Source organism: Nonomuraea pusilla (assembly GCF_900109355.1).
GTDB lineage: Bacteria > Actinomycetota > Actinomycetes > Streptosporangiales > Streptosporangiaceae > Nonomuraea > Nonomuraea pusilla.
Genome location: NZ_FOBF01000014.1, coordinates 13,578 through 39,932, shown reverse-complemented (window position 1 = coordinate 39,932; position 26,355 = coordinate 13,578). Strand labels below are relative to the sequence as shown.

At 73.8% G+C, this 26,355-nt stretch carries 23 protein-coding genes; 8 read left to right on the top strand and 15 right to left on the bottom strand.

Features of this window, described 5'->3' with window-relative positions; all coding sequences use genetic code 11:
- The first annotated feature begins 54 nt into the window (after nt 1-54).
- Nucleotides 55-2,142 carry a RecQ family ATP-dependent DNA helicase gene (locus BMX74_RS26455; protein ID WP_256257271.1) on the top strand — a complete coding sequence of 696 codons (2,088 nt, stop codon included), beginning with the start codon at nt 55-57 and terminating at the stop codon, nt 2,140-2,142.
- Nucleotides 2,143-2,319: 177 nt separating this feature from the next.
- On the opposite strand, the gene BMX74_RS26450 is transcribed toward BMX74_RS26455, so the two are convergent.
- Nucleotides 2,320-3,213, bottom strand: a complete 894-nt coding sequence (locus BMX74_RS26450) for a carbohydrate kinase family protein (RefSeq protein WP_055506122.1) — start codon at nt 3,211-3,213, stop codon at nt 2,320-2,322.
- A gap of 169 nt (nt 3,214-3,382) precedes the next feature.
- On the opposite strand from BMX74_RS26450, the gene BMX74_RS26445 reads away from it, so the two are divergent.
- The 4 genes from BMX74_RS26445 (at nt 3,383) to BMX74_RS26430 (ending at nt 8,694) form a co-directional block, all read left to right on the top strand.
- A complete protein-coding gene (locus BMX74_RS26445; RefSeq protein ID WP_256257270.1) occupies nt 3,383-6,043 on the top strand; it encodes a bifunctional acetate--CoA ligase family protein/GNAT family N-acetyltransferase in 2,661 nt (886 codons plus the stop codon).
- A 112-nt stretch (nt 6,044-6,155) separates the two neighbouring features.
- Nucleotides 6,156-6,746, top strand: a complete 591-nt coding sequence (locus BMX74_RS26440) for a DUF5998 family protein (protein WP_055506120.1) — start codon at nt 6,156-6,158, stop codon at nt 6,744-6,746.
- Between the two features lie 26 nt (nt 6,747-6,772).
- Nucleotides 6,773-7,885, top strand: coding sequence for an alkaline phosphatase family protein (locus tag BMX74_RS26435; protein ID WP_091103572.1), 1,113 nt, complete (start codon nt 6,773-6,775; stop codon nt 7,883-7,885).
- A complete protein-coding gene (locus tag BMX74_RS26430; protein WP_055506119.1) occupies nt 7,882-8,694 on the top strand; it encodes a sulfurtransferase in 813 nt (270 codons plus the stop codon). The genes BMX74_RS26435 and BMX74_RS26430 overlap by 4 nt, the downstream gene beginning before the upstream one ends.
- Here the strand turns inward: BMX74_RS26430 and BMX74_RS26425 are convergent.
- From BMX74_RS26425 to BMX74_RS26410, 4 genes are all read right to left on the bottom strand, one after another.
- Nucleotides 8,634-11,363 carry a CHAT domain-containing protein gene (locus BMX74_RS26425; RefSeq protein WP_143078773.1) on the bottom strand — a complete coding sequence of 910 codons (2,730 nt, stop codon included), beginning with the start codon at nt 11,361-11,363 and terminating at the stop codon, nt 8,634-8,636. The genes BMX74_RS26430 and BMX74_RS26425 overlap by 61 nt on opposite strands.
- 62 nt (nt 11,364-11,425) lie before the next feature.
- Nucleotides 11,426-11,872 (bottom strand): hypothetical protein, encoded by a 447-nt coding sequence (locus BMX74_RS26420; protein WP_055506117.1) that lies wholly within the window; start codon nt 11,870-11,872, stop codon nt 11,426-11,428.
- On the bottom strand, nt 11,869-12,405 hold the full coding sequence (locus BMX74_RS26415; protein ID WP_055506116.1) for an RNA polymerase sigma factor: 537 nt from the start codon (nt 12,403-12,405) through the stop codon (nt 11,869-11,871). The genes BMX74_RS26420 and BMX74_RS26415 overlap by 4 nt, the downstream gene beginning before the upstream one ends.
- A 71-nt stretch (nt 12,406-12,476) precedes the next feature.
- Nucleotides 12,477-13,490: a S8 family peptidase gene (locus BMX74_RS26410; protein ID WP_055506115.1), complete on the bottom strand. Its 1,014-nt coding sequence runs from the start codon at nt 13,488-13,490 to the stop codon at nt 12,477-12,479.
- Between the two features lie 174 nt (nt 13,491-13,664).
- Between BMX74_RS26410 and BMX74_RS26405 the strand changes: the two genes are divergently transcribed.
- A complete protein-coding gene (locus BMX74_RS26405; RefSeq protein ID WP_091103454.1) occupies nt 13,665-14,159 on the top strand; it encodes a DUF3145 domain-containing protein in 495 nt (164 codons plus the stop codon).
- Between the two features lie 189 nt (nt 14,160-14,348).
- On the opposite strand, the gene BMX74_RS26400 is transcribed toward BMX74_RS26405, so the two are convergent.
- The 9 genes from BMX74_RS26400 to BMX74_RS26360 all read right to left on the bottom strand — a co-directional run bounded on the left by BMX74_RS26400 (nt 14,349) and on the right by BMX74_RS26360 (nt 22,484).
- Nucleotides 14,349-15,773, bottom strand: a complete 1,425-nt coding sequence (locus BMX74_RS26400) for an acyl-CoA carboxylase subunit beta (protein WP_055506113.1) — start codon at nt 15,771-15,773, stop codon at nt 14,349-14,351.
- Nucleotides 15,773-17,005 carry a beta-ketoacyl-ACP synthase II gene (gene fabF / locus BMX74_RS26395; protein ID WP_055506112.1) on the bottom strand — a complete coding sequence of 411 codons (1,233 nt, stop codon included), beginning with the start codon at nt 17,003-17,005 and terminating at the stop codon, nt 15,773-15,775. The genes BMX74_RS26400 and fabF overlap by 1 nt, the downstream gene beginning before the upstream one ends.
- A gap of 33 nt (nt 17,006-17,038) precedes the next feature.
- On the bottom strand, nt 17,039-17,278 hold the full coding sequence (locus BMX74_RS26390) for an acyl carrier protein (RefSeq protein WP_055506111.1): 240 nt from the start codon (nt 17,276-17,278) through the stop codon (nt 17,039-17,041).
- Between the two features lie 65 nt (nt 17,279-17,343).
- A complete protein-coding gene (locus BMX74_RS26385) occupies nt 17,344-18,300 on the bottom strand; it encodes a beta-ketoacyl-ACP synthase III (protein WP_091103452.1) in 957 nt (318 codons plus the stop codon).
- A complete protein-coding gene (locus BMX74_RS26380) occupies nt 18,297-19,193 on the bottom strand; it encodes an ACP S-malonyltransferase (RefSeq protein WP_055506360.1) in 897 nt (298 codons plus the stop codon). Before BMX74_RS26380 ends, BMX74_RS26385 begins: the two co-directional genes overlap by 4 nt.
- A gap of 103 nt (nt 19,194-19,296) precedes the next feature.
- Nucleotides 19,297-20,421: a PucR family transcriptional regulator gene (locus BMX74_RS26375; protein WP_055506359.1), complete on the bottom strand. Its 1,125-nt coding sequence runs from the start codon at nt 20,419-20,421 to the stop codon at nt 19,297-19,299.
- A gap of 71 nt (nt 20,422-20,492) precedes the next feature.
- Nucleotides 20,493-20,924 carry a DUF350 domain-containing protein gene (locus BMX74_RS26370; protein WP_055506109.1) on the bottom strand — a complete coding sequence of 144 codons (432 nt, stop codon included), beginning with the start codon at nt 20,922-20,924 and terminating at the stop codon, nt 20,493-20,495.
- Nucleotides 20,921-22,069 (bottom strand): glutathionylspermidine synthase family protein, encoded by a 1,149-nt coding sequence (locus BMX74_RS26365; protein ID WP_091103450.1) that lies wholly within the window; start codon nt 22,067-22,069, stop codon nt 20,921-20,923. The genes BMX74_RS26370 and BMX74_RS26365 overlap by 4 nt, the downstream gene beginning before the upstream one ends.
- A gap of 1 nt (nt 22,070) precedes the next feature.
- Nucleotides 22,071-22,484 (bottom strand): hypothetical protein, encoded by a 414-nt coding sequence (locus tag BMX74_RS26360; RefSeq protein WP_055506107.1) that lies wholly within the window; start codon nt 22,482-22,484, stop codon nt 22,071-22,073.
- A gap of 102 nt (nt 22,485-22,586) precedes the next feature.
- On the opposite strand from BMX74_RS26360, the gene BMX74_RS26355 reads away from it, so the two are divergent.
- Together BMX74_RS26355 and BMX74_RS26350 are read left to right on the top strand one after the other, a co-directional pair.
- Nucleotides 22,587-23,657, top strand: a complete 1,071-nt coding sequence (locus BMX74_RS26355) for a PHP domain-containing protein (protein ID WP_091103448.1) — start codon at nt 22,587-22,589, stop codon at nt 23,655-23,657.
- An 86-nt stretch (nt 23,658-23,743) separates the two neighbouring features.
- Nucleotides 23,744-24,472 (top strand): helix-turn-helix transcriptional regulator, encoded by a 729-nt coding sequence (locus tag BMX74_RS26350; RefSeq protein WP_055506105.1) that lies wholly within the window; start codon nt 23,744-23,746, stop codon nt 24,470-24,472.
- Nucleotides 24,473-24,747: 275 nt separating this feature from the next.
- Here BMX74_RS26350 and BMX74_RS26345 read toward each other — a convergent pair whose 3' ends face one another.
- The gene (locus BMX74_RS26345; protein ID WP_091103447.1) at nt 24,748-26,268 is read right to left on the bottom strand and encodes an alpha/beta hydrolase; all 1,521 of its coding nucleotides are present in this window, start codon (nt 26,266-26,268) and stop codon (nt 24,748-24,750) included.
- Nucleotides 26,269-26,355 lie beyond the last annotated feature (87 nt).

Sequence of the window (26,355 nt, the reverse complement as noted above, 5' to 3'; positions counted from 1 at the left end):
GGCCGGGGTCGCGCGCGGGCGCGAATCGTCGGCCGGACCTGGTAACAAGGACGCATGATTGACGCGCCCGACGCCGCGATGCTCAGACCAGAGGCCGAGGAGCGCCTGCGGGCGCTCGCGGGGGAGCACGCGAGGCTCCGTGACGACCAGTGGGCCGCCATCGAGGCGCTCGTCGTCGACCGGCGCAGGGTGCTGGTCGTGCAGCGCACCGGCTGGGGCAAGTCCGCCGTCTACTTCGTGGCCACGGCGCTGCTGCGCGACCTGGGAGAGGGGCCCACGGTCATCGTCTCGCCGCTGCTTGCGCTCATGCGCAACCAGATCGCCGCCGCCGAGCGCGCGGGCATCAGGGCCGTCACCATCAACTCCGCCAACCCCGAGGCGTGGGAGGAGATCTACGGCCAGGTCGCCGAGGGCCTGGTCGACGTGCTGCTGGTCAGCCCCGAGCGGCTCAACAACCCCGACTTCCGCGACAACGTCCTGCCCGAGCTGGCCGAGAGCGCCGGGCTGGTCGTCGTCGACGAGGCCCACTGCATCTCCGACTGGGGCCACGACTTCAGGCCCGACTACCGCAGGCTCGCCACCCTCTTCGACGACCTGCCGCCCGGCATCCCGGTGCTGGCCACCACCGCCACGGCCAACGCCCGCGTCACCCGCGACGTGGCCGAGCAGATGGGCGAGGGCACGCTCGTCCTGCGCGGGCCGCTGGAGCGCGAGAGCCTCCACCTCGGCGTGGTGCGCCTGCCCACCGCCGAGCAGCGGCTGGCCTGGCTGGCTCAGACGCTGCGCGAGCTGCCCGGCTCAGGCATCGTCTACACCCTCACCGTCGCCGCCGCCCACGAGATCGCCGGCCACCTGCGCGAGCAGGGGCTGGAGGTCGCCGCGTACACCGGGCAGACCGAGCCGTCCGAGCGGCTGGAGGCCGAGGAGGCGCTGCTCGCCAACAAGGTCAAGGCGCTGGTCGCCACCAGCGCGCTCGGCATGGGGTTCGACAAGCCCGACCTCGGGTTCGTCGTGCACGTCGGGGCCCCGCAGTCGCCCGTCGCGTACTACCAGCAGGTCGGGCGCGCGGGCCGCGGCGTGGAGCGGGCCGAGGTCATCCTGCTGCCCGGCGCCGAGGACCGCGAGATCTGGGCCTACTTCGGCTCGCTGGCCTTCCCGCCCGAGCCCGTCGTACGGGCCGTGCTGCAGACGCTGGAGGAGCGCGGCGTGCTGTCCACCCAGGCCCTGGAGACGGCCGTCGACCTGAGCAGGAGCAGGCTGGAGATGATGCTCAAGGTGCTCGACGTCGACGGCGCGGTGCGCAGGGTCAAGGGCGGCTGGGAGGCCACCGGCGAGCCCTGGGCGTACGACGCCGAGCGCTACTCCCGCATCGCCGCCGAGCGGAAGGCCGAGCAGGAGGCCATGCTCGGCTACCTCACCACCACCGAGTGCCGCGAGCAGTACCTGCGCAGGCACCTCGACGACGACACCGCCACGCCGTGCGGCCGCTGCGACAACTGCACCGGCAGGCACCGCTCGGCGGAGATCGCCGCCCCCGCCGTCGAGTCGGCGCGGGCGCGGCTGAGCAGGCCCGGCGTCGAGATCGAGGCGCGCAGGCAGTGGCCCACCGGCCTGTCCGACCTGTCCGGGCGGATCAAGCCCGAGTTGGGCGCCGAGCCGGGCCGGGTCCTCGGCAGGCTGACCGACATCGGCTGGGGCAACCGGCTGCGCGACCTGTTCGCCGGCGGCGACGGGCCGCTGCCCGACGACGTGTTCAAGGCCGTGGTGCAGGTGCTCGCGTCCTGGGAGTGGCGGGAGCGGCCGGTGGCGGTGGTGAACGTGCCGTCGGCGACGCGGCCGCTGCTCGTGCGCGGGTTCGCCGAGCGGCTGGCGCAGGTGGGGCGGCTGGCGTACCTGGGGGAGCTGGGCTACCGCGCGGGCTCGCCCGGACGGCAGTTCAACAGCGCCAAGCGGGTGCAGGCGGTCAGGGCGACGCTGGCCATGCCGCGGGAGCTGGGCGCGGCGGTGGCCACGTGCGGGGGGCCGGTGCTGCTGATCGACGACCGCGTCGACACCGGCTGGACGATGACGCTGGCCGCCGCGCTGGTGCGCCACGCGGGCGCCCCCGCCGTGCTGCCGCTGGCCCTGGCCACCACCTCCTGACCCGAGCCCACCGCCTCGTCGGAGCGCTCTGGTCACCATCTCCTGACCTGAGCGCACCGCCTCGTCGGAGCGCCCTGGCCACCGCCCTCCTGGCCCGCGCCCGCTGCCTTACCGCGAGGCGGGCCGCAGGGCCGGAGGGGAACCGCTGATTCCGAAAGCGGACCGGGGCGGGGGCGGTCAGAGGCGGGGGCGGGCGCCGAGGTGCATGATGGCCTTGGCGGCCAGCCCGCAGCCTGCGGCCAGCGCCTCGGCGGGCGGCTTGCCCTCCAGCCACGGCGGAAGGAACCCGGCGCAGAACGCGTCGCCCGCGCCCGTGCCGTCGACCACGCGGTCCACCGGCTCGGCGGCCGCGCGCACCGGCTCGGGCCTGCCGTTGCTGAACCAGAGCGCGCCCTCGGTGTTCATCTTGATCACGACCTGCGGGAACCAGGCGGTGAGCACCTTGGCGGCGGCCTCGGCGTCGTCGCGGCCGGTCAGCACCTTCGCCTGGTCGATGTTGGCGAACAGCAGCTTGACGCCGTTCGTCCACTCCAGGAACGGCTCGGCGCCGGTGCGCTCCAGCGGCGCGGAGGAGGCGCAGTCGACCGAGATGGACATGCCGGTGCGGCGGGCCATGTCGAGCGCGGCGAGGCCGGCCTCGCGCGAGCCCTCATTGATGAGCGTGTAGCCCGACAGGTGCAGGTGCGCGCCGTTGGCGAACAGGTCGCGCGGGAGGTCCTCGGGGGAGAGCGCGGCGTTGGCGCCCGGGTCGGAGAGCATGGTGCGCTCGCCCTTGTGGGTGACGAGCACGACGCAGGTGCCGGTGGGACGTTCGGGGTCCATGACGAGCCTGGCGTCGACGCCGTAGCCCATCAGCTCCATGTCGCGGTTGCGACCGGTGATGTCGGCGCCCCTGCGGCCGATGAAGGCCACCTCGGCGCCCTCGACCGCCAGCCACGAGGCGATGTTCGCCCCGGAGCCGCCGCCGTGCATGGTCACGATCGCCGGGGTGTCGCTCGCCCTGGCGAGCGCATAACGGGCGCGCGCGACCGCGTCGGTCATGAGATCGCCCACCACGACGACCCGCGTCATGATGTCACCACCTTGCTGACTACAAGAACGAGCCTGGCCAACGGCAAAACTAACAGCTTCCGGGCTGCTCGTGGGGCCGTCCCCCTACACCGGGTCTGAGTCGATGCACAAGCGTTGTCCAAGCGGGCCGGCGGTCTTGCCATGTGAGAAGCCGGTTTACCCTCTGTCTGTGGAGGCTCAGTATCCGGCCCACTGGGAGGCCGACGTCGTCCTGGCCGACGGAGGCACCGCGCACGTCCGGCCGATCAAGCCGGAGGACGCCGACCGCCTGCGCGCCTTCTACTCCCGCCTGTCCGAGGAGAGCATCTACTTCCGCTTCTTCGGCCCGCGCCCGCGGCTGTCCGACCGCGAGGTCGAGCGGTTCACGAACGTCGACTACGTCACGCGGGTGGCGCTGATCACCACCATCGGCGAGGAGATGGTGGCGGTGATCCGCTACGACCGCATCGAGCCGGGCGAGGCCGAGATCGCCTTCCTCGTGGAGGACGCGCACCAGGGCAGGGGCGTGGCCTCGGTGCTGCTGGAGCACCTCGCGGCGACGGCCCGCGAGCACGGCATCCAGCGCTTCATCGCCGACGTCCTGCCCGCGAACGCCAAGATGATGGGCGTCCTGCGCCAGGCCGGGTACACGGCGGAGAGCCGCTTCGCCGACGGCGTCGTCCGCATGACGCTCGACCTGACGCCCACCGAGACCTCCGAGGAGGTCACGGCGGCGCGCGAGCACCGCGCCGAGGCCAGGTCCATCGCCAGGCTGCTCACCCCGGGCTCGGTCGCGGTGATCGGCGCGTCGCGCGAGCCGGGCGGCGTCGGCCAGACCGTCCTGCGCAACCTGCTGGGCGCCGACTTCACCGGCCCCGTCTACCCGGTGCACCGCGAGGTGCGGGCCGTGGCGGGCGTGCGGGCCTACCCGAGCGTGACCGCCATCGACGGCGAGGTGGACCTCGCCGTGGTCGCCGTCCCGGCCGAGAGCGTGATCGGCATCGTGCAGGAGTGCGCGGAGAAGGGCGTGCACGGCCTGGTGGTGGTCTCCTCCGGGTTCGGCGAGACCGGGCCGCAGGGCCGGGCCAGGCAGGACGAGCTGGCCAGGCTCGCCCACTCGTACGGCATGCGCGTGGTCGGCCCCAACTGCCTCGGCATCGCCAACACCGACCCGGCCGTCAGGCTGAACGCCACGCTCGCCGCCACCGTGCCCGGCCGCGGCAGGGTGGGGTTCTTCAGCCAGTCGGGCGCCCTCGGCACCGCGCTGCTGCAGCGGGTGGCCCAGCGCGGCATGGGCATCTCGACGTTCGTCTCCGCCGGCAACCGGGCCGACGTGTCGGGCAACGACCTCCTGCAGTACTGGGAGGAGGACGACGCGACCGAGGTGATCCTGCTCTACCTCGAGTCGCTGGGCAACCCGCGCAAGTTCACCCGGCTGGCCAGGCGCATCTCGCGCAGGAAGCCCATCGTGGCGGTCAAGAGCGGCGGCACCCCCGCCGGTCACTCGGCGCGCGAGCTGCGCCTGCCCGACACCGCCATCAGCGCGCTGTTCCAGCAGGCAGGGCTCATCCGCGTCGACGACATCTTCCAGCTCTTCGACGTCGGCCAGCTCCTCGCCTACCAGCCGCTGCCCGCGGGTCCGAGGGTCGCCCTCGTCACCAACTCCGACGCGCTCGGCCTGCTCGCCTCCGACGCCTGCGTGGCGGCGGGCCTGGAGCCGCGGCCCGCGGTCAACCTGGGGGCGGCGGCGGGCGCGGCCGAGTTCGGCAGGGCGCTCGGCGGCGAGCTGGAACAGCCCGAGGTCGACGCGGCCGTCGTGATCTACATGCCGCCCATTCCCGGCGAGGACGACGCCGTGGCCGCCGAGCTGCTGCGCGTCTCGCACGGCTCGGCCAAGCCGGTGCTGGCCACGTTCGAGGGCCACCACGGCGTGCACCCGTCGCTGGCCGTGGCCGAGCCGGGCACGCGGCCCGCCCGTGGCTCGATCCCGTCCTACGGGGCACCCGAGGAGGCGGTGCGCGCCCTCGCGCACGTCACCAGGTACGCCCTGTGGCGGGCCCAGCCCGTCGTGCCGCCGCCCGAGCTCGACGACGTCGACACCGCCCGCGCCAGGGAGCTGGTGCGCGCGACCCTCGCGGGCACCGCCCCCGACGAGACGTCCGCCGCCTTCGCCCAGCCCGGGCCCAAGGTGGAGATCGAGGCCTCCGAGCTGCTGTCGTGCTACGGGCTGACCGTCTGGCCCGCCGAGGTCGTACGCTCGCCCGAGGGGGCGGTGGCCGCCGCGGAACGGCTGGGCTGGCCGGTGGTGCTCAAGGTGGCCGACCCTGAGGCGTCCCGCCGCGCCGGCACCGTACGCCTCGGGCTGACCGGCCCCGACATGGTGCGCCACGCGTACGCGGAGTTCGCCGAGCAGCTCGGCGAGCGGGTGGAGCTGGCCGTGCAGCGGATGGCGCCCCAGCCGGCGGTGCCGACGGTGGTGGGCGTCGCCGAGGACCCGGCGTTCGGCCCTGTGGTGTCGTTCGGCCTCGGCGAGGTGACCGCGCGCCTGCTGCAGGACCAGGCCTTCCGCCTGGCGCCGCTGACCCGCGACGACGCCGCCGCGCTGGTGCGGTCGGTGCGGGCGGCGCCGCTGCTGTTCGGCGAGTACGGCTACCCGCCGGTCGCGGTGGCCGCGCTGGAGGAGCTGCTGGTCAGGGTGGGCCGCCTGGCGCACGACCTGCCCGAGGTGTGCCGCCTCGACCTCGACCAGGTGCTCGTGGGGGAGTCCGGGGTCATGGTGCTGGGCGCCCGCGCGACCCTGCGCACGCCCGCCGGGCCGCGCATCGACGGCGGCCCCCGCCGCCTCACCTGACCAGGCGGCGCCCGGCGGGAGCCCGGCGCGACGGCCGTGTCCCCTGGGAAGACGTTATAGAGCGTTATCCAGGGCGGGTGAGGGCACCGCCGGTCCCTGGCAGGATGGAGGCATGAGGGAAACCCGACTGTCGGCCGCGGGCCTGCGTGAAGCGATCGAGCGCAGCGGCTACTACCCCGACCTGGTCACCGACGCGGTCGAGTCAGCGCTGGGCAAGGAGGCCGTCACCGCGTTCGTGGTGCACCACGAGGCCACCTTCGATCCGGCGATGGAGGTGCGCAGGCACGTGACCGTCCTGGTGCTGTCGGCGACGCGGCTGCTCGTGTGCCACACCGACGAGCATCCGGCCGTGGAGGGAGTCTCCGCCTCGCACGCCTCCACCACCACGGAGGCGGTCAGGCTGAGCCGCGTGCAGTCGGTCGCGGTCACCCGGGTGGTGCCCGACCCGGCGGCGTACGCGCCCGGCGTCCCTCCCACGGAGGTGACGCTCACGATCGGCTGGGGCGCCATCTCCCACGTCGACCTCGAACCGGCCACCTGCGGCGACGAGAACTGCGAGGCCGACCACGGCTACACCGGCGCCATCACCGCCGACGACCTCTCGCTGCGCGTCAGCGAGGCCGCCGACGGGCCGGAGGCGGTCGGCCACGTGCTGGCCTTCGCCAAGGCGCTGTCCGAGGCCACCGCCCGCGCCGCCTCCTGAGCGGGGCCGGCTTGGACGACCAGGTGATGACGGTCCCGGGCTACGGCGGCAGCTCGCTGCCCGACCTTCCGGGGTCGCTGCTCGCCGCGCTGGGCCTGCCCGAGCCCAACGCCCTGGCGCTCGCCCCGGCGGCACGGGTCTGCCTGTTCCTCGTCGACGGCCTCGGCGCCGAGCTGCTGCGCGCCCACGCCGGAGCCGCGCCGTTCCTGTCGGGCCTGCCCGGCCCGGTGCTCACGGCCGGGTTCCCCGCCACCACCGTCACCAGCCTCTGCTCGCTCGGCACGGGGCTGCCGCCGGGCGAGCACGGCATGCTCGGGCCCACCCTCGCCGTGCCGGGCACCGGCCACCTGTTCAACTGCCTGCGCTGGACGTTGCCCGACGGCGCGTACATGGACCCCGAGCGCTGGCAGCCGGCCGCCACCGTCTACGAGCGGGCGGCCGCGGCGGGCGTCACCTGCTCGTACGTCGCCCCCGGCGGGTTCGCCGACACGGGGCTCACCAGGGCCGTCTACCGGGGGGTGCGCCACCTGGCGGCGGAGACGCCCGCCGAACGCGTGGCCCGCGCGCTGGAGGCGCTGCGCGAGCCGCGCGCCCACGTCACCGTCTACTACGGCGACCTCGACACCGCCGGGCACCTGCACGGCTGGGGCGGCGAGGAGTGGCTGTGCGAGCTGGCGGCCGTCGACGAGATGGCGCGGCGCCTGGCCGAGGGCCTGCCGCCCGGTTCCGCCCTGTACGTCACCGCCGACCACGGCATGGTCAACGCCGGGGAGAAGATCGACGCCGACACCGTGCCCGAGCTGGCCGAGGGGGTCGCGCTGGTCGGCGGCGAGGCCAGGGCCAGGCACGTCTACGCCCGCCCCGGGGCCGCCGCGCGCGTGCTCGACGCCTGGCGCGGCGTGCTCGACGGCCGGGCGTGGGTGGTGTCCAGGCAGGAGGCGGTGGAGTCGGGCTGGTTCGGGCCGAGGGTGCTCGACGCCTGGCTGCCCCGCATCGGCGACGTCGTGGCCGTCCCGTACGGTGATGTGGCGATCGTCGCGTCGTCCACCCGCCCGGTGGAGGCCGGTTTAACCGGCTACCACGGCTCGCTGACGGCCGCCGAGCAGTACGTACCACTTCTGGAGATGAGCACCCGATGAGCCCGTTGATCACACCCGCCGAGCTCGCCGCGCTCGGCGGCGCGACCGTCCTCGACGTGCGCTGGCTGCTGGGCGGCCCGCCCGGCGTCGAGCTGTACCGCGAGGGGCACCTGCCGGGCGCCGTCTTCTGCGACCTCAACGCCGACCTCGCCGCGCCGCCGGGGCCCGCCGGGCGCCACCCGCTGCCCGAGGCGGGCGACTTCCAGCGCGCCATGCGCCGCCTGGGCGTGTCCGGCGGGCGCCCGGTCGTCGTGTACGACGACAACGCCTCCATGGCCGCCGCCCGCGCCTGGTGGGCGCTGCGTTACTTCGGCCACCGCGACGTGCGGGTGCTCGACGGCGGGCTCGCCGCCTGGAGGCAGGCCGGGCTGCCGGTCGTCAAGGACGTCCCCGACGTGGTCGAGGGCGACTTCACCGCCCGCCCGGGCGGCATGCCGGTGCTCGACGCCGACGAGGCGGCGGCGCTGGCCCGCGAGGGCGTGCTGATCGACGCGCGGGCGGCCGAGCGCTACCGCGGCGAGGTCGAGCCGATCGACCCGGTGGCGGGGCACGTCCCGGGCGCGGTGAACGCGCCGACCACCGGCAACGTCGGCCCCGACGGGCGTTTCCTCGACCCGGAGGAGCTGCGGGCCCGCTTCGCCGCGGTCGGCGTCGCCGAGGGCGCCCGGGTGGGCGCCTACTGCGGGTCCGGCGTCACCGCCGCGCACGAGGTGCTCGCCCTGGAGCTGGCGGGGGTGCCCGCGGCGCTCTACGTCGGCTCCTGGTCCAACTGGACGGCCGACCCGTCGCGTCCGGTCGCCACCGGCTGAGTCGCCGCCCCACCCTCGGGGCGGCGGGAGCCGTCCCACAGGGGGCGGTCGGCGGCGCCGAAGCAGGCGAACGAGAGCACGCCGGTCTTGGCGGCGGCCTGGGCGAGCGCCGCGTCCGGCGCCTGCCCGGCGGCGATCAGCTCGTGGAAGGCGGTCATGAGCGCGAGCGCGTCCTCGTCGGGCACGGGCAGCAGGCCGCCCACGACGCACGCCGACCCGCGTGACAGGAACGTCCCGGCCAGGCCGAGCGGCGCCCCGTCGGCCGGGGCCCTGGCCATGCCCGAGTCGCACGCCGACAGCACGACGAGCCGCGCCGACCCGGCCAGCCCGAGCAGGTCGTACGCCATGAGCTGACCGTCGTCCAGGGTGATGCCCGACAGCAGCGGGCTGTGCGCGTGGAAGACGCCGTGCGCCGCCAGGTGCAGCACGTCGGCGGTGCGCAGGGCCTCCAGCACCGCCCCGATCCGCGCCGGCACCTCGCGCCCGCCGGGGTGGCAGGCGAGCACCCGCTCCACCTCGGCGTGGGCGTGCGCGAGGGCGGGCCCGGCCGCGGCGACGACGGGGCCGTCGCCCCGCGCGGCGCGTGCGCGGGCGGCCAGCCACGCGGCGGCGCCGGCGGCCACGCTCACCGGACGTTCCCGCAGCCCCGGCAGCGCCCCCCACGGCACCGTGTGCAGCGCCCCCACCGGCACCAGCACGAGCGGCCTGTCGCCGAGTTCGGCCGCCAGCGGCCGCAGCAGCAGCGCCTCCAGGTCGGCGGCGGCGGGCACGGCACTGCCGGGCTCGGCCCTGCGCAGCGCGTACCGCAGCCGGACGATGGCCTCCCTGACCTCCAGCAGCCGGCCGACGCGCCGCAGCGCCACCCGCCCGGCGGTGACCACGACGGCCAGCAGCTCCGACTCGTCGGTCACGAACTCGACCAGCGCGGCCGGCCCGAGCGCCGCCCGCAGCCGCTCGGGCGTCACCGGCTCCCCGGCCAGGTCGGGGGCGGTCACGGCGCGCCACCGCTCCGCCCACTCGAACACCTCGTCGGCGCAGCCGTCGCGCACGGCGAGGCCCAGCCCGAACGCGGCGAGCCGCTCCCCGGCCCTCGCCGCGTGGGCGCGCACCGACGGGTCGTCGAACGGCTCCACCTGCGCGCCCACCTCGGTCAGCCCCTCGTGGACGGCGCGGAACGCGGCGGCGACGTCCTCCTTCATCGCCGCCTCCAGGGCCACGGCGTGCCGGCGGATCAGCGCGGGCACCTGCGGGTCGGGGGCGAGCTGGCTGGCCTGCAGCGCGGACGCCAGCGCCGTGCGGCCCGCCCCGGAGGCCGGGCGCTCGCCGCGCCCGGCGTTCGCGGTGAGCAGGGCGAGCTGCGCCGACGCGGTGCGGCGGTCGTCGAGGGCGAGCGCGGTCTCGGCCGCGGTCAGCCGCAGCGCCGCCGCCCCCGCGAGGAAAGCGGGGGACGACTCCAGCTCGTCCGCGCACTCGACCAGCTCCCGCAGCAGCGCGGGCGTGGGCGGCCCGGACGCCAGCCTGGCCCGCAGCACCACCTCCCTGGCCAGCGGCAGCCACGACACGCGGTCCTGGTCGCGCAGCTCGTCCGCTGCCTGCTCGGCCGCCTGCCGCGCCCGGTGCGGGTCTCCGGCGAGCAGCTCGACCTGCGCGAGCTTCAGCCGCGCCTCGGCCAGCGCCACCCGAGCCTGCGCGGCCTCCAGGTCGGGGACGGCCAGGCTCAGCAGCGCCCGCGCCTCGCCCGGCAGGTGGGCGGCCAGCAGGGCGCCGGCGAAGTCGGCCCGCATCGTCGCCAGCCGCTCGGGGAAGCCGAACAGGGTGTCCTCGGCGGCGCGGTAGTGGGCGAACGCGCCGGCGATGTCACCCTGGCGCACGGCGAGGAACGGCAGGTTCGCGGCGGCCAGGCGGGCCAGGTGGTGCAGCCCGGCGTCGTCGGCGATCTGCAGGCAGGTCGTGACGTCGCTCATGGCGCGCCGCCAGTCGTGGCGGTAGGCGTGGACCAGCCCGCGGTTGAGCAGGCCGCCCGCGAGGAACCTGCGGTCGTCGATGGTGCCGGGCGCGGACGCGAGGGCCCGCAGCGACCGGTCGCAGGACGCGACGGCCTCCTGGTAGCGGCCGAGATGCGCGAGGGCGACCGCGCGCTGCGTGTCGAGCTTGGCGCGGTCGAGCGGGGAGAGGTACGCCCAGGCCAGCGCGGCGATCCTGAGCGCCTGCAGCGGGTGGCCGAGCTCGGTGCGTACGGTGACCAGCGACAGCCTGGCCTGCGCGACCCGGTCGGAGGGAGCTCCGGGGGTGGCCAGGGCCTGGCGGAGATACTGCTCGGCGGCCTGGAGATCGCCCAGCTCGCGCGACGCCAGGGCCATCGCCCTGAGGGCGACCACGGCGGCTTCGGGGGAGCCGACGCGGACGGCGGCGTCGAAGACGGTGCGGCCGGCGTACAGCGCCTGGTCGGGATCGACGTGGGAGCGGAGCAGCGCGGCCTCTGCCGCGGCGATCAGGATGTCGCCGCCGGGGACGTGCGCTTCTGCAGCGGCGACAGGGGGTTCGCCGGCAGTGAGGTGTGTTTCTGCAGCGGCGACAGGGGGTTCGCCGGCAGTGACGTGTTCTTCTGTCGCGGCGATCAGGGGGTCGCCGCCGGGGACGTGTTCCTCCGACATGGCTTCCTTCGACATGGGGGGCCTTGTCCGAAGGGCCGGGAGAGCTGGGTGCACCTCTCCCGGTAACAGGTGTCGCATCAGGGACGGATGCGTACCCACCTTGTCTGCACCGGGGCGTGCCCGGGGCGGTGACAAACCACGCTCAGCCAGCCAGGGGGCAGGCCGGTGACAGCGAACTCGCCGGTGTCGGCGAGCCGCCTGGTGAGTGTCAGATGCGGTGTCCGCACGTCGACGTGGGCTCCCTCCCCTGGATTGGGGAAGACCTGCCCGGTCACGTCGATGAGGCCGTCGCCCACCGTCACCTCCAGGTCGAAGGTGAGGCCGGCTGCGACGAACCGTACCGAGTGCGAACCGTTCTCACCCCGCTCGGCCCGCGCCACCGGGCGTTCCGCGGGGTCTGCCGTGACCGCTCCCGGCACCCTGAGGTCGTACGCCTCACGGGCGGCAGCGGACACATGCCCGGGGATCGGATCGTTCCCGGCGGCCAGCCGGAGGGCCGCCAGGAAGTACTCATCGTTGATCATTGCGCTGTCTCCTGTGGTGATATCAGAAGGCGCAGTTTCTCCAGGCATCTCGCCCTGGTAGGGCCGATGCTGCCCAGGGGCAGCCCCAATCTCATCGCCATTTGCCGGCTCCCAAGATCCGTCGCTACCAGCTTCAGGAGGGTGCGGCACGGCTCCTGAAGGGTGGAGACCGTTTTCCAGAGCAGCCGGCTGCCATCGGCTTCCAGCACCGCGGACGCTGGATCCGCGTCGTCCACGGTGCCGAAGGAGGGTAGCGCGGCCTGCTCTTTCCTCCGGATCATGAGTGCCTCGCGACGAGTGGTTGTCGCCAGCCAAGCGCTCACGCGTGCCGGATCTCTGATGCTGTGCAGATGTTGCAGCAGACGCAGCCAGGTTCCCTGGACCGCGTCGGCCGCATCGGTGGCGTCCAGCCCGCACGCGCGGGCCACCGCCCACATGCGCGGACCGAACCTGGACTCCAGCTCTGCCCAGGCCGTCCGGTCTCCGTCGGCCGCGGCTTGCAGCAGCTCCGCGGGCGCGCGCGTGTCTGTCATGCGGCCTCCTTTCCTCCGTCGCGGCGAGGCATGATGCCTCACCGTGATTGGCCGAGGACTGAGCGTAAACTCTACAGACTCGCGGGGACGAGAACCCCCAGATCGGGAATTTGCCGGGTCTTCTCCGGGTCAAGGACCTGCTGAGCCGCCTGCCGCGCGGGCAGGCCGCGCGCGGCGTCGGCGATGGCGCCCGCCACCAGGGCCGTGGCGAACGACGTGCCGCTCCACGACGCGTAGCCGGAGAACTCGCCGCCGTCGAGGTAACTGCTGGTCAGCCAGTCGCCGCGGGCGCAGGCGTCGACCCACAGGCCGTGTCCCGAGTAGGGCGCGGGGCGCTCCCCGGTGGCGTCGAGCGCGCCCACCCCGACGACACGGGGCAGCGCCGCCGGCCAGAGCGGGCGGTCGGAGGCGGTGTTGCCCGCGCACGCCACCGCGACCGTGTCGGGCAGCGCGCGCAGCGCGTCGGTCAGCAGGGGCGGCGGGCGGTCGTCGGCGGTGTGGCAGCCGAAGGACAGGTTGAGCACCGCCGGAGGCTGCTCGCGCATCCGGTTGAGCGCCCGCACCACGGTCGCCTCGTCGCCCACGCCGTCGCCGTCGAGCACCCGGACGACCCGCAGCGACACGCCCGGGGCGCGGCGCGTCAGCAGGCCCGCCAGGAACGTTCCATGGCCGGCCTGGGCGCCCTCGGCCGCGTCCGCCTGCCCGGGGCCCACGTCGGCGTACCAGTCGCTGCCCGACCACCACCGGTGCCTGGCCACGCCCGTGTCGAGCAGGCCGACCACCACCCCGGAGCGGCCCCTGGCCGGCCGGTACGGCACGGGCGGCGCGGGGAACGGCCGCGAGGCGGGCCCGCCGAAGAACAGCGGCTGGCCGCGCATGACGTGGTTGGGGGAGGCGCGGAAGCCCTGCTCCCGCAGCTCGGCCGCGACGGCGTGGGGATCGGCCCCCGCTGACAGGTGCACGACGCACACGCCGTCGGCCTCGGAGACCGACCGCGCCCAGCGCGACGCGGCCGACACCGCGGCGCGGTCGGTCAGCACCTGGCCGGGCCGGATGTACGTGCCACCGGCGGATAGGAGTTCCATGACGCCGTATGTTTCCCCACATCGCGCGGCGTCACATGTCACTCCGGCACCAAGTTGGTATGGCCCCCCTCTGGTGTCATCTAGCGACCGACGGTAGTCTCTCCCTAGTCACTTGTGATCATCCCGGGACGAGGCCGTTGGGGAAGGCGCACCTCGTACCAAACGGGAGGTCCGGTGTCTGCTCGTGGCGTCCTTTACGTCCACTCGGCTCAGCCCGCGCTGTGCCCGCACATCGAATGGGCGGTCGCGGGAGTCCTTGGCGTGCCCGTAGACCTGACGTGGACACCCCAACCGGCGGCGCCCAACGTCGTACGCGCGCAGGCCGAATGGGAGGGGCGTCCCGGCATCGCGGCCGCCATCGCGTCCTCCCTCATGGGCTGGCAGCGCCTCAGGTTCGAGATCACCGAGGACGCCTCGCCCGGCGTCGACGGCTCCCGCCACGCCTACACGCCGACGCTGGGCGCCTTCACGGCGGTCATCGGCGCGTCCGGCGACATCATGATCCCGGAGGACCGCCTGCGGGCCGTCATGATGATGGCCGCGCAGGGGCGGTGCGTCCTGGAGGAGGAGCTCGACAAGATGCTCGGCAAGCCCTGGGACGAGGAACTGGAGCCCTTCAGGTACGCCGGGGACGGCGCGCCCGTCCGCTGGCTCCACGCGGCCGTGTGACGCCTCCCGGCGGGTGCTCACCCGCCCGCCCGAGACCGCGCCCCCCAGGCCGCGCCCCGAGACAGCGCCCCCAGATCGCGCCCCCAGATCGCGCCACTGAGCCCACGCCACGGGCAGACGCGAAGGCCCCGCACCCGGTAGCCGGGTGCGGGGCCTTCGAAGATCATGGGCAGCCGGGACGGGCCCGGTTCACAGGGGGATGTTGCCGTGCGCGCCCCTCGCGGGGGTGGCCTGGGCGAGCACCTTGGCGATCGCGCCGCGGGTCTCCTCCGGCTTGATCACCTCGTCGATGACCCCGATGTCCTGCGCCTTGGACAGGCCGCCGGCGAGCTTCTCGTGCTCGGCCGCCAGCCGCTGCTCCAGCTCCGCGCGCTCCTCCTCGGGGGCGGCCGCCAGCTCGCGCCGCTTCAGGATGCGCACCGCGGCGACCGAGCCCATCACCGCCACCTCGGTGGTCGGCCAGGCGAACACCTTCGTCGCGCCGAGGGCTCGCGAGTTCATCGCGATGTACGCCCCGCCGTACGCCTTGCGGGTGACCAGCGTGACGCGCGGCACCGACGCCTCGGCGAACGCGTGCAGCAGCTTGGCGCCCCTGCGCACCACGCCGTCGTGCTCCTGGCCGACGCCCGGCAGGTAGCCGGGCACGTCCACGAGGACGACCAGCGGCACGCCGAACGCATCGCACATGCGCACGAAGCGGGCGGCCTTCTCGGCGGACGTGGCGTCGAGGCAGCCGCCCAGCCGCATCGGGTTGTTGGCGATCACGCCGACGGTGCGGCCGCCGAGCCGGCCGAGCGTGGTGACGATGTTCGGCGCCCACTTGGGGTGCAGCTCGACGCCCGGCTCGTCCAGCAGGCCGTTGACGAGCGGCTTGACGTCGTAGGCGCGGCGGGCCGACTCGGGCAGCAGCGACGAGAAGTCGACCTCGCCGAGCTCGCCCGCGCGCACCCGGCCCTGGTGGCCGAGCAGGGTGGCGAGCTGGCGCGCCTTGACGAACGCGTCGGTCTCGCTCTTCGTGACGACGTGGACGACGCCGCTGCGCTTGCTGTGCGGCTCGGGGCCGCCGAGCGCCGCGCTGTCGACGTCCTCGCCGGTGACGCTGCGGACCACGTCGGGGCCGGTGACGAAGATGCGGCCGGAGTCGGCCAGGATCACCAGGTCGGTGAGCGCGGGGCCGTAGGCGGCGCCGCCCGCGGCCGGGCCCACCACGACGGAGATCTGCGGCACCACGCCGGACGCCTTGGTCATGGCGGCGAAGACGCGGCCCACGGCGTGCAGCGACTCGACGCCCTCGGCGAGCCGCGCGCCGCCGGAGTGCCAGACGCCGATGACCGGCACCCGCTCGCGCACGGCGACGTCGTACGCGTGGACGATGTGCTCGCAACCCTCGCTGCCCATGGCGCCGCCCTGGTAGCGGGCGTCGCTGCAGAAGGCGACGACGGGCACGCCTTCGACGCGGCCCATGGCGGCGAGCACGCCGCTCCTGTCCTGCGGCGTGATCAGCCGGAGCGAGCCCTCGTCGAGCAGCGCGGTCAGGCGCACGACGGGGTCGCGGGGATCGACGGGCTCCTGGTCGGCGCCGGGCGTCGCCACCCGGTTGTCGAGCACGGTCATTAAGCCCCCTTAAACACGACGGCCACGTTGTGGCCGCCGAATCCGAACGAGTTGTTGACCGCCGCGATGTCGCCCTGGGGCAGCGCGCGGTTCTCCCCATGGACGAGGTCCACGTCGACGCCGTCGTCGAGGTTCTCGATGTTGATGGTGGCGGGGACGATGCGTTCCTGCAAGGCCTTGATGGTGAAGACGGACTCGATGCCGCCCGCCCCGCCGAGCAGGTGCCCGGTCATGGACTTGGTCGAGGTGACCAGGGGGTGGGTGCCGATGGCCTTGGCGATGGCCTGGGCCTCGCCGACGTCGCCCGCCGGGGTGGAGGTGGCGTGGGCGTTGACGTGCCTGACGTCCCGGCCGGTGATGCCCGCGTCGGTGAGCGCCTGGGTCATCGCCATGATGATGCCCCGGCCCTCCGGCTCGGGCTGGGTGATGTGGTGGGCGTCGGCGGAGTAGCCGACACCCGCGGCGTAGGCGTAGATGCGCGCGCCGCGCGCCTTCGCGTACTCCTCGGACTCCAGTACCACGATGCCCGCGCCCTCGCCGAGGACGAAGCCGTCGCGGTCGCGGTCCCACGGCCTGGACGCGCGGGCCGGGTCGTCGTTGCGCTGGGACATGGTCCGCGCGGCGGCGAAGGCGGCGATGTTGAGGCCGTGGATGGCCGCCTCGGTGCCGCCCGCCACCACGACGTCGGCCCGGCCCGCCCTGATCATGTCGACGGCGTGGCCGATGGCCTCGGCGCCGGACGCGCACGCCGACACCGTGGCGTGGACGCCCGCCTGAGCCTTCAGGTCGAGGCCGATCCACGCGGCCGGGCCGTTGGGCATGAGCATCGGGACCGTGAACGGCGACAGCCGGTTCCAGCCCCGCTCACGGTAGGTGTCGTAGGCCGACAGGGTGGTGGTGATGCCGCCGATGCCGCTGGAGACGACGACGCCGAGCCGCTCGGGCGCGACGTCGGGGGCGCCGGCGTCCTGCCAGGCCTCCCGGGCCGCCACCAGGGCGAACTGCTCGCTGCGGTCGAGCCGTCTGGCCTCGGGCCGCGGCAGCACCTCGGCGGGATCGACCTTGGCCGTCCCCGCGAACTTCACGGGGACGGTGTCGATCCAGTCGGCGTTCAGGGTCGCGACACCCGACTGACCGGCGAGGAGCGCCGTCCAGGTCGAGGTGACGTCCCCACCGACGGGCGTCGTCGCGCCAAGCCCGGTGACGACGACACGTACCCGGTTCGCACTCATCTTTCGCGCTCCTTACTGGTCAGTGGGTGGTGATCAGCCCTGGATGAAGGTGAGGACGTCCTTGACCGTCTTCAGGTTCTTGAGCTGGTCGTCGGGGATCTCGACGCCGAACTCGTCCTGGGCGGCCACGGCGATCTCGACCATGGACAGGGAGTCGATGTCGAGGTCGTCCACGAAGCTCTTCTCGGGGGTCACCTCGGACGCCGGAATGCCGGTGATCTCGTTGATGATCTTGCCGAGGCCCGCGAGGATCTCCTGCTCGGTGGCAGCCATGTCGCTAGTTCTCCTTTGGTTTTTCTGTTTCTGCACGGACGTCGCCGTGCAAGCTCTGTCGGATCCTACGGAATCTCGATGACCTGGGCCGCGTAGGTGAGCCCCGCGCCGAAGCCGAGCACCAGCGCGAGGTCGCCCGTGCGGACCTCGCCGCGCTCCAGCATGCGCGAGAGCGCCAGCGGGATCGAGGCGGCCGAGGTGTTGCCCGCGTGGACGATGTCGCGCGCCACGACGGCCTTGTCGGCGCCGAGCTTGCGGGCGATCGTCTCGATGATGCGCAGGTTGGCCTGGTGCGGCACGAACGCCGCGAGCTCCGACGGGTCGACGCCGGCCCGCTCGCAGGCCTCCTTGGCCACCGGGTGCAGCGCGGTGGTGGCCCAGCGGAAGACGGTCTGGCCCTCCTGGCGGAGGAAGTCGTGGCGGTCGCGGATCGCGATGGCCTCGAACTTGTCGCCGGCGCTGCCCCACACGACGGGGCCGATGCGCGGCTCGTCGGAAGGGCCGACGACCGCGGCGCCCGCGCCGTCGGCGAAGATCACGGCCACGGACCTGTCGGTCCAGTCGACCCACTGCGACAGCTTCTCGGCGCCGATGACCAGGACGTGCCTGGCCGACCCGCCGCGTACGGCCGCGCTGGCCGTGGCGAGCGCGTAGCAGAAGCCGGCGCAGGCGGCGTTGACGTCGAAGGCGCCGGGGGAGGTGATGCCGAGCCGGTGCGCCACGACCGCCGCGGCGTTGGGGATCTGGGTCTCGAGCGTGCAGGTGGCCACGATCACGAGGTCGACGTCGGCGGGCGACAGGCCGCTCGCGGCGAGCGCCTTGCCCCCGGCCTGCACGGCCATGTCCTCGACCGACTCGCCCGCGGAGGCGATGCGGCGCTCCTTGATGCCGACCCTGGACTGGATCCACTCGTCGTTGGTGTCCATGGTCTTGGCGAGGTCGTCGTTGGTGACGACGGTGGCCGGCTGGTAGTGGCCGAAGGCCAGCACCTTGGCGCCCGGGGCGATGTCGGGGATCCTCACTTGATCAGCTCCCTGGCCGCGTCGAGGTCGTCGGGGGTCTTCAGCGCCACTGTCTGGACGCCGCGCATCCCGCGCCTGGCCAGGCCGGTCAGTGTGCCGCCGGGCAGCAGCTCGATCATGCCGGTGACGCCGAGCCCGGCCATGGTCTCCATGCAGGAGTGCCAGCGGACGGGGCTGCTGACCTGCCTGACCAGGCGGTCGACGAACTCGGCGCCGCCCGCGACGGCCTGGCCGTCGGAGTTGGACAGCAGGGTGACCCGCGGGTCGGCGGGCGTGACGGAGGCGGCCGCCTCGCGCAGCGCCTCGACGGCAGGAGCCATGTGGCGCGTGTGGAAGGCGCCCGCGACGGACAGCGGGATGAGGCGGGCGCGGGCGGGGGCGTCGTCCTTGAACGCGGCGAGCTGCTCCAGCGTGCCGCCCGCGACGATCTGGCCGGCGCCGTTGATGTTGGCGGGGGTCAGGCCGTGCCTGTCGATGGCGGCCAGCACCTCGGCCTCGTCGCCGCCGAGGACGGCCGTCATGCCGGTCTCGGTGACGGCGGCGGCCTTGGCCATGGCCTGCGCCCGCTCGCGGACGAGGGTGAGCGCCTGCTCCGGGGTGAGCACCCCGGCCAGCGCGGCCGCGGCGAACTCGCCGACGCTGTGGCCCGCGACCACGTCCGGCGCGGCGCCGAGCGCCTCGGCGGAGGCCAGCGCGGCGGCCACGAGCAGCGGCTGGGCGACGGCGGTGTCGCGGATCTCGTCGGCGCCGGCGGTGGTGCCGTAGGCGATCAGGTCGAGCCCGACGACCTCGGACCACGAGCCGAGACGCTCGGCGAGGCCGGGCAGTTCCAGCCAGGGTGTCAGGAAGCCTGGAGTCTGGGCGCCTTGGCCCGGAGCGACGAGTACAAGCACGAAATCCACCATGCCCCTGTAGAGGTCCGACACGCGGTGGAGATCCGTACGAACTTTGTCCAGGCCGATTTGTAGGATTCCTACAGTGGGGATTTCGGGATGGTTACGTTAGGGCGCGCCATTGCGCGGCGGTTTCCGAGAGCCTGCCGAGGATCAGCCCGACCTGGAGGGTGAAGGCCGAACGGCCCTCGGTCGGCTGGTAACCGGTCAACTCGGTGATCTTCCTGAGCCGGTAGCGGACCGTGTTCGGGTGGACGAACAGCAGCCGCGCCGTCGCCTCCAGCGACGTGCCCTGCTCCAGGTACGTCGCCAGCGTGTCGAGCAGCGGCGTGCCGGCGAGCGGCAGGTACACGCTCTCGATGAGCTGCTCCCTCGCGTCGGCGTCGCCGTCGAGCGCCCGCTCGGCCAGGAGGTCCTCGGCGTGCACGGGACGCGGCGCGTCGGGCCAGCCCGCGGACGCCTTGAGCCCGGCCAGCGCCGCCCGCGCCGACCTCGCGGCGGCGTGCAGGTCGGGAACCTCGGGGCCGATGACGATCGGCCCCTGGCCGAAGCGGGCCACGACGTGCCTGGCCGCGTCGTTGACGCTGCCCGCCCCGCCCACGATGACGATGAGCCTGTCGGCCTGCACCCCGGCCAGCAGGTCGAGGCCGATGCGGCGGCCCTTCTCCCGCAGGCCGTCGATGACCGCCCGCGGGTCGCCCTCGGGCGCCTGGCCGGCGATGACGACCACGGGGGCGGAGGTCCAGCCGAGCGCCGCGGCCCAGGAGTGCAGGCCGTCGTCGACCTCGCCGCGCACCAGCGCGTCGACGATCAGCGCCTCCAGCCTGGCGTCCCACGCGCCGCGAGCCTCCGCCTCGCGGGCGTAGACCTGGGCGGCGGCGAAGGCGACGTCGCGGGTGTAGCGGAGCATGGCCTGCTGGAGCTGGTCCTCGCCGCCAGGCGCGGCCAGCTCGTGGGTCTGGGCCTCGACGACCTCCACCACGACCCTGACGATGTCGACCGTCTGCTGCAGCGAGATCGACCGCTTGAGCTCGCGCGGAGCCGTGCCGAAGAACTCGATGCTGGGCGTGGGCCGGTCCTCGCCGGCCATCGAGAACCACTCGACGAACGCGGCGATGCCGGCCTGGGCGACGAGGCCCACCCAGGAACGGTCCTCGGCGCTGAGCGCGCGGAACCACGGCAGCTGGTCGTCCATGCGAGCCATCGCCGCCGTGCCCAGCGCGCCCATGGCGCGTTCGAGCCTGCGTGTGGTGTCCTCCCGGGCGCGGTCTGTCACGCCTCCTAGAGTGCCAGGTCGACTCAGATGACCGCGACGGCGGTGATGAGCCCGATCATGACGTGGGTGACGGCCAGCAGGCGCGCGCCCGGCTGCAGCTCGGGCTCCTGCACCAGCTTGCGCACCGAGATCCCCACGATCTTGTCGAACACCATCATCGCGACGGTCTGCACGACGATGCCGACGAGGCCGAACACGGCCGTGCCGGCCAGGCCCTCGGCCAGCCTGCCGCCCGACGACCAGATGGAGGCCGCCACGATGAGCCCCACCGCGACCATGGCGGAGGTGGCCAGCAGGGTGGCGTTCGGGTTGCGCTGGCTGCGGATGACGTGGCTGAGCTTGCCCGGCGTGGCGAAGTCGATGACGTAGAAGCCGACGATCATGAGGATGACGCCGACGGCGGCGTACGAGCCGATCAGGCCGGCGCCGCGGGCGAGGGTCTCCAGGAGGGTCATGGTTGCTCGATTCGGTGAGGGACGAAGGAGGAGGTGTCGTCGGTGATCAGGCCGGAGGTCTCCCTGATGCCGAGCCCGGCGGCGGCGTCGCCGACCACCCAGGCGCCGAGCACCGGCCGCTGGCCCTCGAAGCTGGGCAGGGCCTCGAAGCCCTGGTGGACGTAGCCCTCCCGGCCGTACGAGCCGGGGGTGCTCTCGACGCCGCCCGGCGTGACGACGCGCATGGACGCGCCCTCCCTGCCGAGCAGGGGCTTGGCGATGTACGAGGTCAGGTCGCGGGGGCCGTCGAGGTAGGCGGGCAGCAGGTTCGGGTGTCCGGGGTAGAGCTCCCACAGGACGGCGAGCAGCGCCTTGTTCGACAGCAGCGCCTTCCACAGCGGCTCGATCCAGGTGGAGTGGCGCACCGCCTGCCTGCCGAAGTCGTCGGCCAGCATCCACTCCCAGGGGTACAGCTTGAAGGCGGAGCGGATCATCCGCTCGTCGAGGTCGACGAAGCGCCGGTTGAGCGCGTCCCAGCCGATGTCCTCCATGGCGACGGCGCAGGTCTCGCGGCCCGCCTGCTCGGCGGTCTCCTGCAGGTAGGCCACCGTCATGGCCTCCTCGCCCGTCTCGTCCATGTTGGTGAAGGCGAAGTGCGTGGGGCCGGGCGGCAGGTGCAGCTCGCGCCAGCGGTCCACGAGCCGCTCGTGGACGGAGTTCCACTGGTCGTCACCGGGGTGGACGTCCTGCAGCCAGTACCACTGCACCACCGACGACTCCACCAGCGACGTCGGCGTGTCGGCGTTGTACTCCAGCAGCTTGGCCGGGCCGGTGCCGTCGTAGCGCAGGTCGAAGCGGCCGTACAGGTAGGGGTCGCGCCGCTCCCAGGATCGCGCGACCTCCTCCGCGGCCCACTTGGGGATGGCGAAGTCGGCGAAGCGCCCGGCCGAGACCACGTGCTCGGCGGCGCTCAGGCACATGCGGTGCAGCTCCTCGACCTGCTCCTCCAGCGCGTCCACCTCGTCCATTGAGAAGACGTAGTGGACGGACTCGTCCCAGTAGGGGCGCGAGAGCCCCTCGGGGTGGGCGAGCCGGTGGTAGGCGAGCCCCTGGCCCTCGATCGTCTTCTCCCAGCCAGGTCTGGGAGTGCCGTGCTCGCGGCGCACGTCAGCTCCCGCCGCCCCAGTGGCTGCCGAAGCCGCCCCGCTGGATGCTCTTGCCGCCGCGGCTGCTGATCGACACGTCGGCGGGCCGGATGGTGGTGCCGCCGCTGACCCCGTGGCCGGAGCGGGTGCCGCCGTAGTACCAGTGGTAGGCGCCGCGCGAGCCGCCGTAGTAGGAGTGGCCGCTGTGGCCGCCGCCGTCGTCGTCGTCATCGTCGTCGTCGCAGTACTCGTCGTCGACGACCTCGTACGAGCCGTCGGGCAGCACCATGCTCGTGTCGACGCAGTCGGCGGTGACCTCTTCGTCGGTGGCGCAGGAGGCCACCAGCATGACGGACAGGACGCCGAGCACGGTCAGCGGGATCGCCTTGGAGGCCTTGCGCTCGGGAGGCTGATGCGCGGGAGGGGGATTGCCCATGTGATTCCTGCTTTCCTGGGTCGATCAGCCTAGCGGCGCGTCTCGGCGCGGATCAATTTCTACCTTCAACCGGTTGCAACCGGTTTGGGTATGGCTTGACGCATGGATCCCGTCGAGGCGTTGCGTGAGATCGCCTTCCTCCTGGAGCGGGCGGGCGAGCCGACGTACCGCGTGCGCGCGTTCCGCCGCGCGGCGGCCGTCGTCGCGGGCCTGCCGCCGGGGGAGGCCGAGCGGCTGGCCCGCGAGGGCGGGCTCACCGGCCTGCCCGGCGTCGGCAAGGTGACGGCGCTGGCCGTCACCGAGGCGCTCGCGGGCCAGGTGCCGACCTACCTGCGCAGGATGCGCGCCACCGAGGGCGTCGAGCTGGACGCCGAGGCCGCCGCGCTGCGCGCCGCGCTCAGGGGCGACCTGCACGGCCACTCCGACTGGTCGGACGGAGGGTCGCCGATCGAGGAGATGGCGCGGGCCGCCCTGGCGCTCGGCCACGAGTACTGGGCGCTGACCGACCACTCGCCCCGGCTGACCGTGGCAGGGGGCCTGTCAGCCGAGCGGCTGGAACGCCAGCTCGGCGTGGTGGAGGAGCTGAACAGGCGGCTCGCGCCGTTCAGGATCCTCACCGGCATCGAGGTGGACGTCAACGCGGACGGCACCCTCGACCAGGACCCCGCGCTGCTCGACCGGTTGGACGTGGTGGTCGCCGGCGTGCACTCCAAGCTGCGCATGAGCGGGCCCGAGATGACCCGCAGGATGGTCGCCGCCGTCGCCGACCCGCGCGTGGACGTGCTCGGCCACTGCACCGGCAGGGTGGTCAGGGGCAGGGGCGCCGGGGACGCAGGAGAGCGGGTGCGCCGGCCGGAGTCGGAGTTCGACGCCGAGATCGTCTTCGAGGCGTGCAGGCGTTTCGGGGTCGCCGTGGAGATCAACTGCAGGCCGGACCGGCTCGACCCGCCCAAGCGGCTGCTGCGGCTGGCGTACGAGACGGGGTGCCTGTTCTCGATCGACTCCGACGCGCACGCGCCGGGACAGCTCGACTGGCTCGGCTTCGGCTGCGAGCGGGCCGCCAGGTGCGGCGTGGAGGCGGAACGCGTCGTCAACACCTGGCCGCTGGAGCGGCTGCTCGACTGGACGCGGGGGAGCGGCGCGGCCGGCCGCCGGGACCTGCCCGGCGCGTGAGACCAGGGTGTCCGCGCGGTGAGCGCCCTGTCGCGGCGTCCCGCGCGCCGGCGCGATTGTCGGTGGCGCGGCGTAGCGTCGCGGCTGTGAACCGTACCGACCGGCTCTACGCGCTCGTCGAGGACTTACGCGCCATCGCGCCGCGCCGGCGCTCCGCCAGCGAGCTCGCGCGGCGCTTCGAGGTGAGCGTCCGCACGATCGAGCGTGACATCGCCGCGCTGCAGGAGTCGGGGGTGCCCATCTACTCCGAGCCCGGCCGCGCGGGCGGCTACGCGATCGACAAGAACGTCTCGCTGCCGCCGCTGAACTTCACCCCCGCCGAGGCGGTGGCCATCGCGCTCGCGCTCAGCAGGGCGGGCGACCAGCCGTTCGGCAGGCAGGCGCGCAGCGCGCTGCGCAAGGTCGTGGCCGCCATGCCGGGCAGGGAGGGCGAGCTGGCCAGGGAGCTGGCGAGGAGGGTGCGCGTCGTCAGCCCGCCGCCCCCACCCGAGGGCGAGGCCCGGCCGCTCGGCGCCGAGGGCGTGTCCCGCGCCATCGAGGAGGCGCTGCTGCGCCGCCGCGTGCTCAGGCTCGACTACGCCGACGCCAAGGGCGCGCTCACCTCGCGCGAGGTCGAGCCGGGGGTGTTCCTGGGCGGGCGCGGCGGGTTCTGGTACCTCGTGGGCTGGTGCAGGCTCCGCGACGACGTCCGCGTCTTCCGGCTCGACCGCATCGTGAGCGCGGCCGTCCTGGCCGAGCGCTGCCCCGAGCGGCCCATCGAGGGCTTCGCCACCGGGGTGCCGGAGGCCGTCATGCAGGGCACGCTGCTCGACTGATTGTTCGAAAACACCGACATAGGGTTGTCGGTGTAGCTGGATATCGTTGACTTGTTCGAAAACGCGCCACGGGTGACCTCCGCCCCGGGCCAGGGACAGGCGCCTTCCCCGCCGGCCCCGGCCCCGGGCGGGCCGCTGGGAGCAGCGGTTCACCCCGCCCCGGGCACGCCGCCGATCGCCGAGCGGCGGCGCACCCGGGGCCCCGGCACGCTCAGTGCCCGTGCTCCGGGCTTCCACGCGCGGCGGCGCCCCTGCCCAGGGCGATCCCGGCCGGCCTACGCCGACGGGCAGTCGGCGCCCTTCTGCGGCATCCTGCCCTCCAGCAGGTAGCCGTCCACGGCGCCCGCGACGCACTTGTTGCCCGACAGGTACGCGCCGTGCCCCACGCCCTCGTACGTCAGGAGGGTGGCCGTCCTGAGCGCGGCCGTCATCTTCGGCGCCCACTGGTACGGCGTGGCCGGGTCGTGCCTGCCGCCCACCACGAGGATCGGCGCCGAGCCGGTCGCGTTGACGTGCTTGGCCTGGTTGCTGCCCTTGGCCGGCCACACCCGGCACAGCCCGCCCGAGCCCTCGCTGCCGAACAGCGGCGAGATCTTCAGCGCCGCCGCCTCCGTCGCGCGCAGCTCGGCCTCGCTCGGCCGCTCGGCCGTGTCGACACAGGTGATCGCGGGGAAGCTGGTCATCTGCGTGTTGTACGTGCCGTCGGACCGCCTGCCGGTGTAGTTGTCCGAGAGGTACAGCAGGGCGTCGCCCCTGCCCTTCATCGCCTCGGCGAGCGCCGTCTCCAGGAACGGCCACGACAGCTGCGAGTACAGCGCCGCCGCCACGCCGGTGGAGGCGAGGCCCTGCGTCAGCTCGCGGTTGCCGACGCGCAGCGGCTTGGCGGCGAGCTGCCGCATCAGCTTCTCGACGTTGGCGTCGGCCGCGGCGTAGTCCTTGCCGAACTCGCAGGACTCCTTCACGCAGTTCTTGAGGAAGCTCTCGTAGGTCTGCTGGAAGCCGCGGGTCTGGGCGATGGTGCGCTGGCGGAAGCTCACCTCGGGGTAGAGCGGCGCGTCGAGCACCATGCGCCCCACCTTCTTGGGGAACAGAGTCGCGTACACGGCGCCGAGCTGGGTGCCGTACGACATGCCGAAGTAGTTCAGCTTGGGGTCGCCGACGGCGGCCCTGATCCTGTCCATGTCGCGGGCGGCGTTGACCGTGCCGACGTACGGCAGGATGTCGCCGGAGTCGCGCTCGCACAGCTTGGCGAACTGCTTGTTCGCCTCGTCGGTCTCGCTGCGGGTCTTGGCGCCCTGCGGCAGGGTGTTCATGGCCATGAACCGGTCCAGCTCGGGGCCGCTGCCGCAGCGCACACCCGCGCTGCGCTCCACCCCGCGCGGGTCGAAGCTGATCAGGTCGTAGCTGGTGCGCAGCGAGGCGAGCGCCTTGGCGGCCTGGTCGAGCGTGTCGACCCCGGACGCGCCGGGGCCGCCGAAGTTGAACACCAGCGAGCCCACGCGGTCGCCGGGCTCGGCGGCCGAGATCTTGATGAGCGCGATGTCGATCTTCTCGCCGTCGGGCTTGGCGTAGTCGAGCGGCACCGGCAGCTTGGCGCAGCGCACGGCAGGGTCCTGGCTGGCCGGTTTCTCGCCGTTGGCCCTCGTGATGTCGGTGCAGGGCCCCCAGGCGATCCTCTTGGCCGCGCCGCTCGTGTCGGCGCCGGTCGCGAAGTCCGTGGCGGGCGCGGCCGGCACGCCCGAGCAGGCGGTGGCGGTGGCGGTCACGAGCAGACCTGCGGCTAGGACGCGTCGCATACAACTATCCCCTCGTCATCTCAGGGGGAGGTAGAGCCCACAATACGTGAGGTCCTGGCCAAAGCCGGTGATGCGGCACGTACCCCT

Coding starts and splice junctions, on each gene's coding strand:
- BMX74_RS26455 (WP_256257271.1), top strand. CDS start 55: ATGATTGACGCGCCCGACGCCGCGATGCTCAGACCAGAGGCCGAGGAG.
- BMX74_RS26450 (WP_055506122.1), bottom strand. CDS start 3,213: ATGACGCGGGTCGTCGTGGTGGGCGATCTCATGACCGACGCGGTCGCG.
- BMX74_RS26440 (WP_055506120.1), top strand. CDS start 6,156: ATGAGGGAAACCCGACTGTCGGCCGCGGGCCTGCGTGAAGCGATCGAG.
- BMX74_RS26435 (WP_091103572.1), top strand. CDS start 6,773: ATGACGGTCCCGGGCTACGGCGGCAGCTCGCTGCCCGACCTTCCGGGG.
- BMX74_RS26430 (WP_055506119.1), top strand. CDS start 7,882: ATGAGCCCGTTGATCACACCCGCCGAGCTCGCCGCGCTCGGCGGCGCG.
- BMX74_RS26425 (WP_143078773.1), bottom strand. CDS start 11,363: ATGTCGAAGGAAGCCATGTCGGAGGAACACGTCCCCGGCGGCGACCCC.
- BMX74_RS26420 (WP_055506117.1), bottom strand. CDS start 11,872: ATGATCAACGATGAGTACTTCCTGGCGGCCCTCCGGCTGGCCGCCGGG.
- BMX74_RS26415 (WP_055506116.1), bottom strand. CDS start 12,405: ATGACAGACACGCGCGCGCCCGCGGAGCTGCTGCAAGCCGCGGCCGAC.
- BMX74_RS26410 (WP_055506115.1), bottom strand. CDS start 13,490: ATGGAACTCCTATCCGCCGGTGGCACGTACATCCGGCCCGGCCAGGTG.
- BMX74_RS26400 (WP_055506113.1), bottom strand. CDS start 15,773: ATGACCGTGCTCGACAACCGGGTGGCGACGCCCGGCGCCGACCAGGAG.
- fabF (WP_055506112.1), bottom strand. CDS start 17,005: ATGAGTGCGAACCGGGTACGTGTCGTCGTCACCGGGCTTGGCGCGACG.
- BMX74_RS26390 (WP_055506111.1), bottom strand. CDS start 17,278: ATGGCTGCCACCGAGCAGGAGATCCTCGCGGGCCTCGGCAAGATCATC.
- BMX74_RS26375 (WP_055506359.1), bottom strand. CDS start 20,421: ATGGGCGCGCTGGGCACGGCGGCGATGGCTCGCATGGACGACCAGCTG.
- BMX74_RS26370 (WP_055506109.1), bottom strand. CDS start 20,924: ATGACCCTCCTGGAGACCCTCGCCCGCGGCGCCGGCCTGATCGGCTCG.
- BMX74_RS26360 (WP_055506107.1), bottom strand. CDS start 22,484: ATGGGCAATCCCCCTCCCGCGCATCAGCCTCCCGAGCGCAAGGCCTCC.
- BMX74_RS26355 (WP_091103448.1), top strand. CDS start 22,587: ATGGATCCCGTCGAGGCGTTGCGTGAGATCGCCTTCCTCCTGGAGCGG.
- BMX74_RS26345 (WP_091103447.1), bottom strand. CDS start 26,268: ATGCGACGCGTCCTAGCCGCAGGTCTGCTCGTGACCGCCACCGCCACC.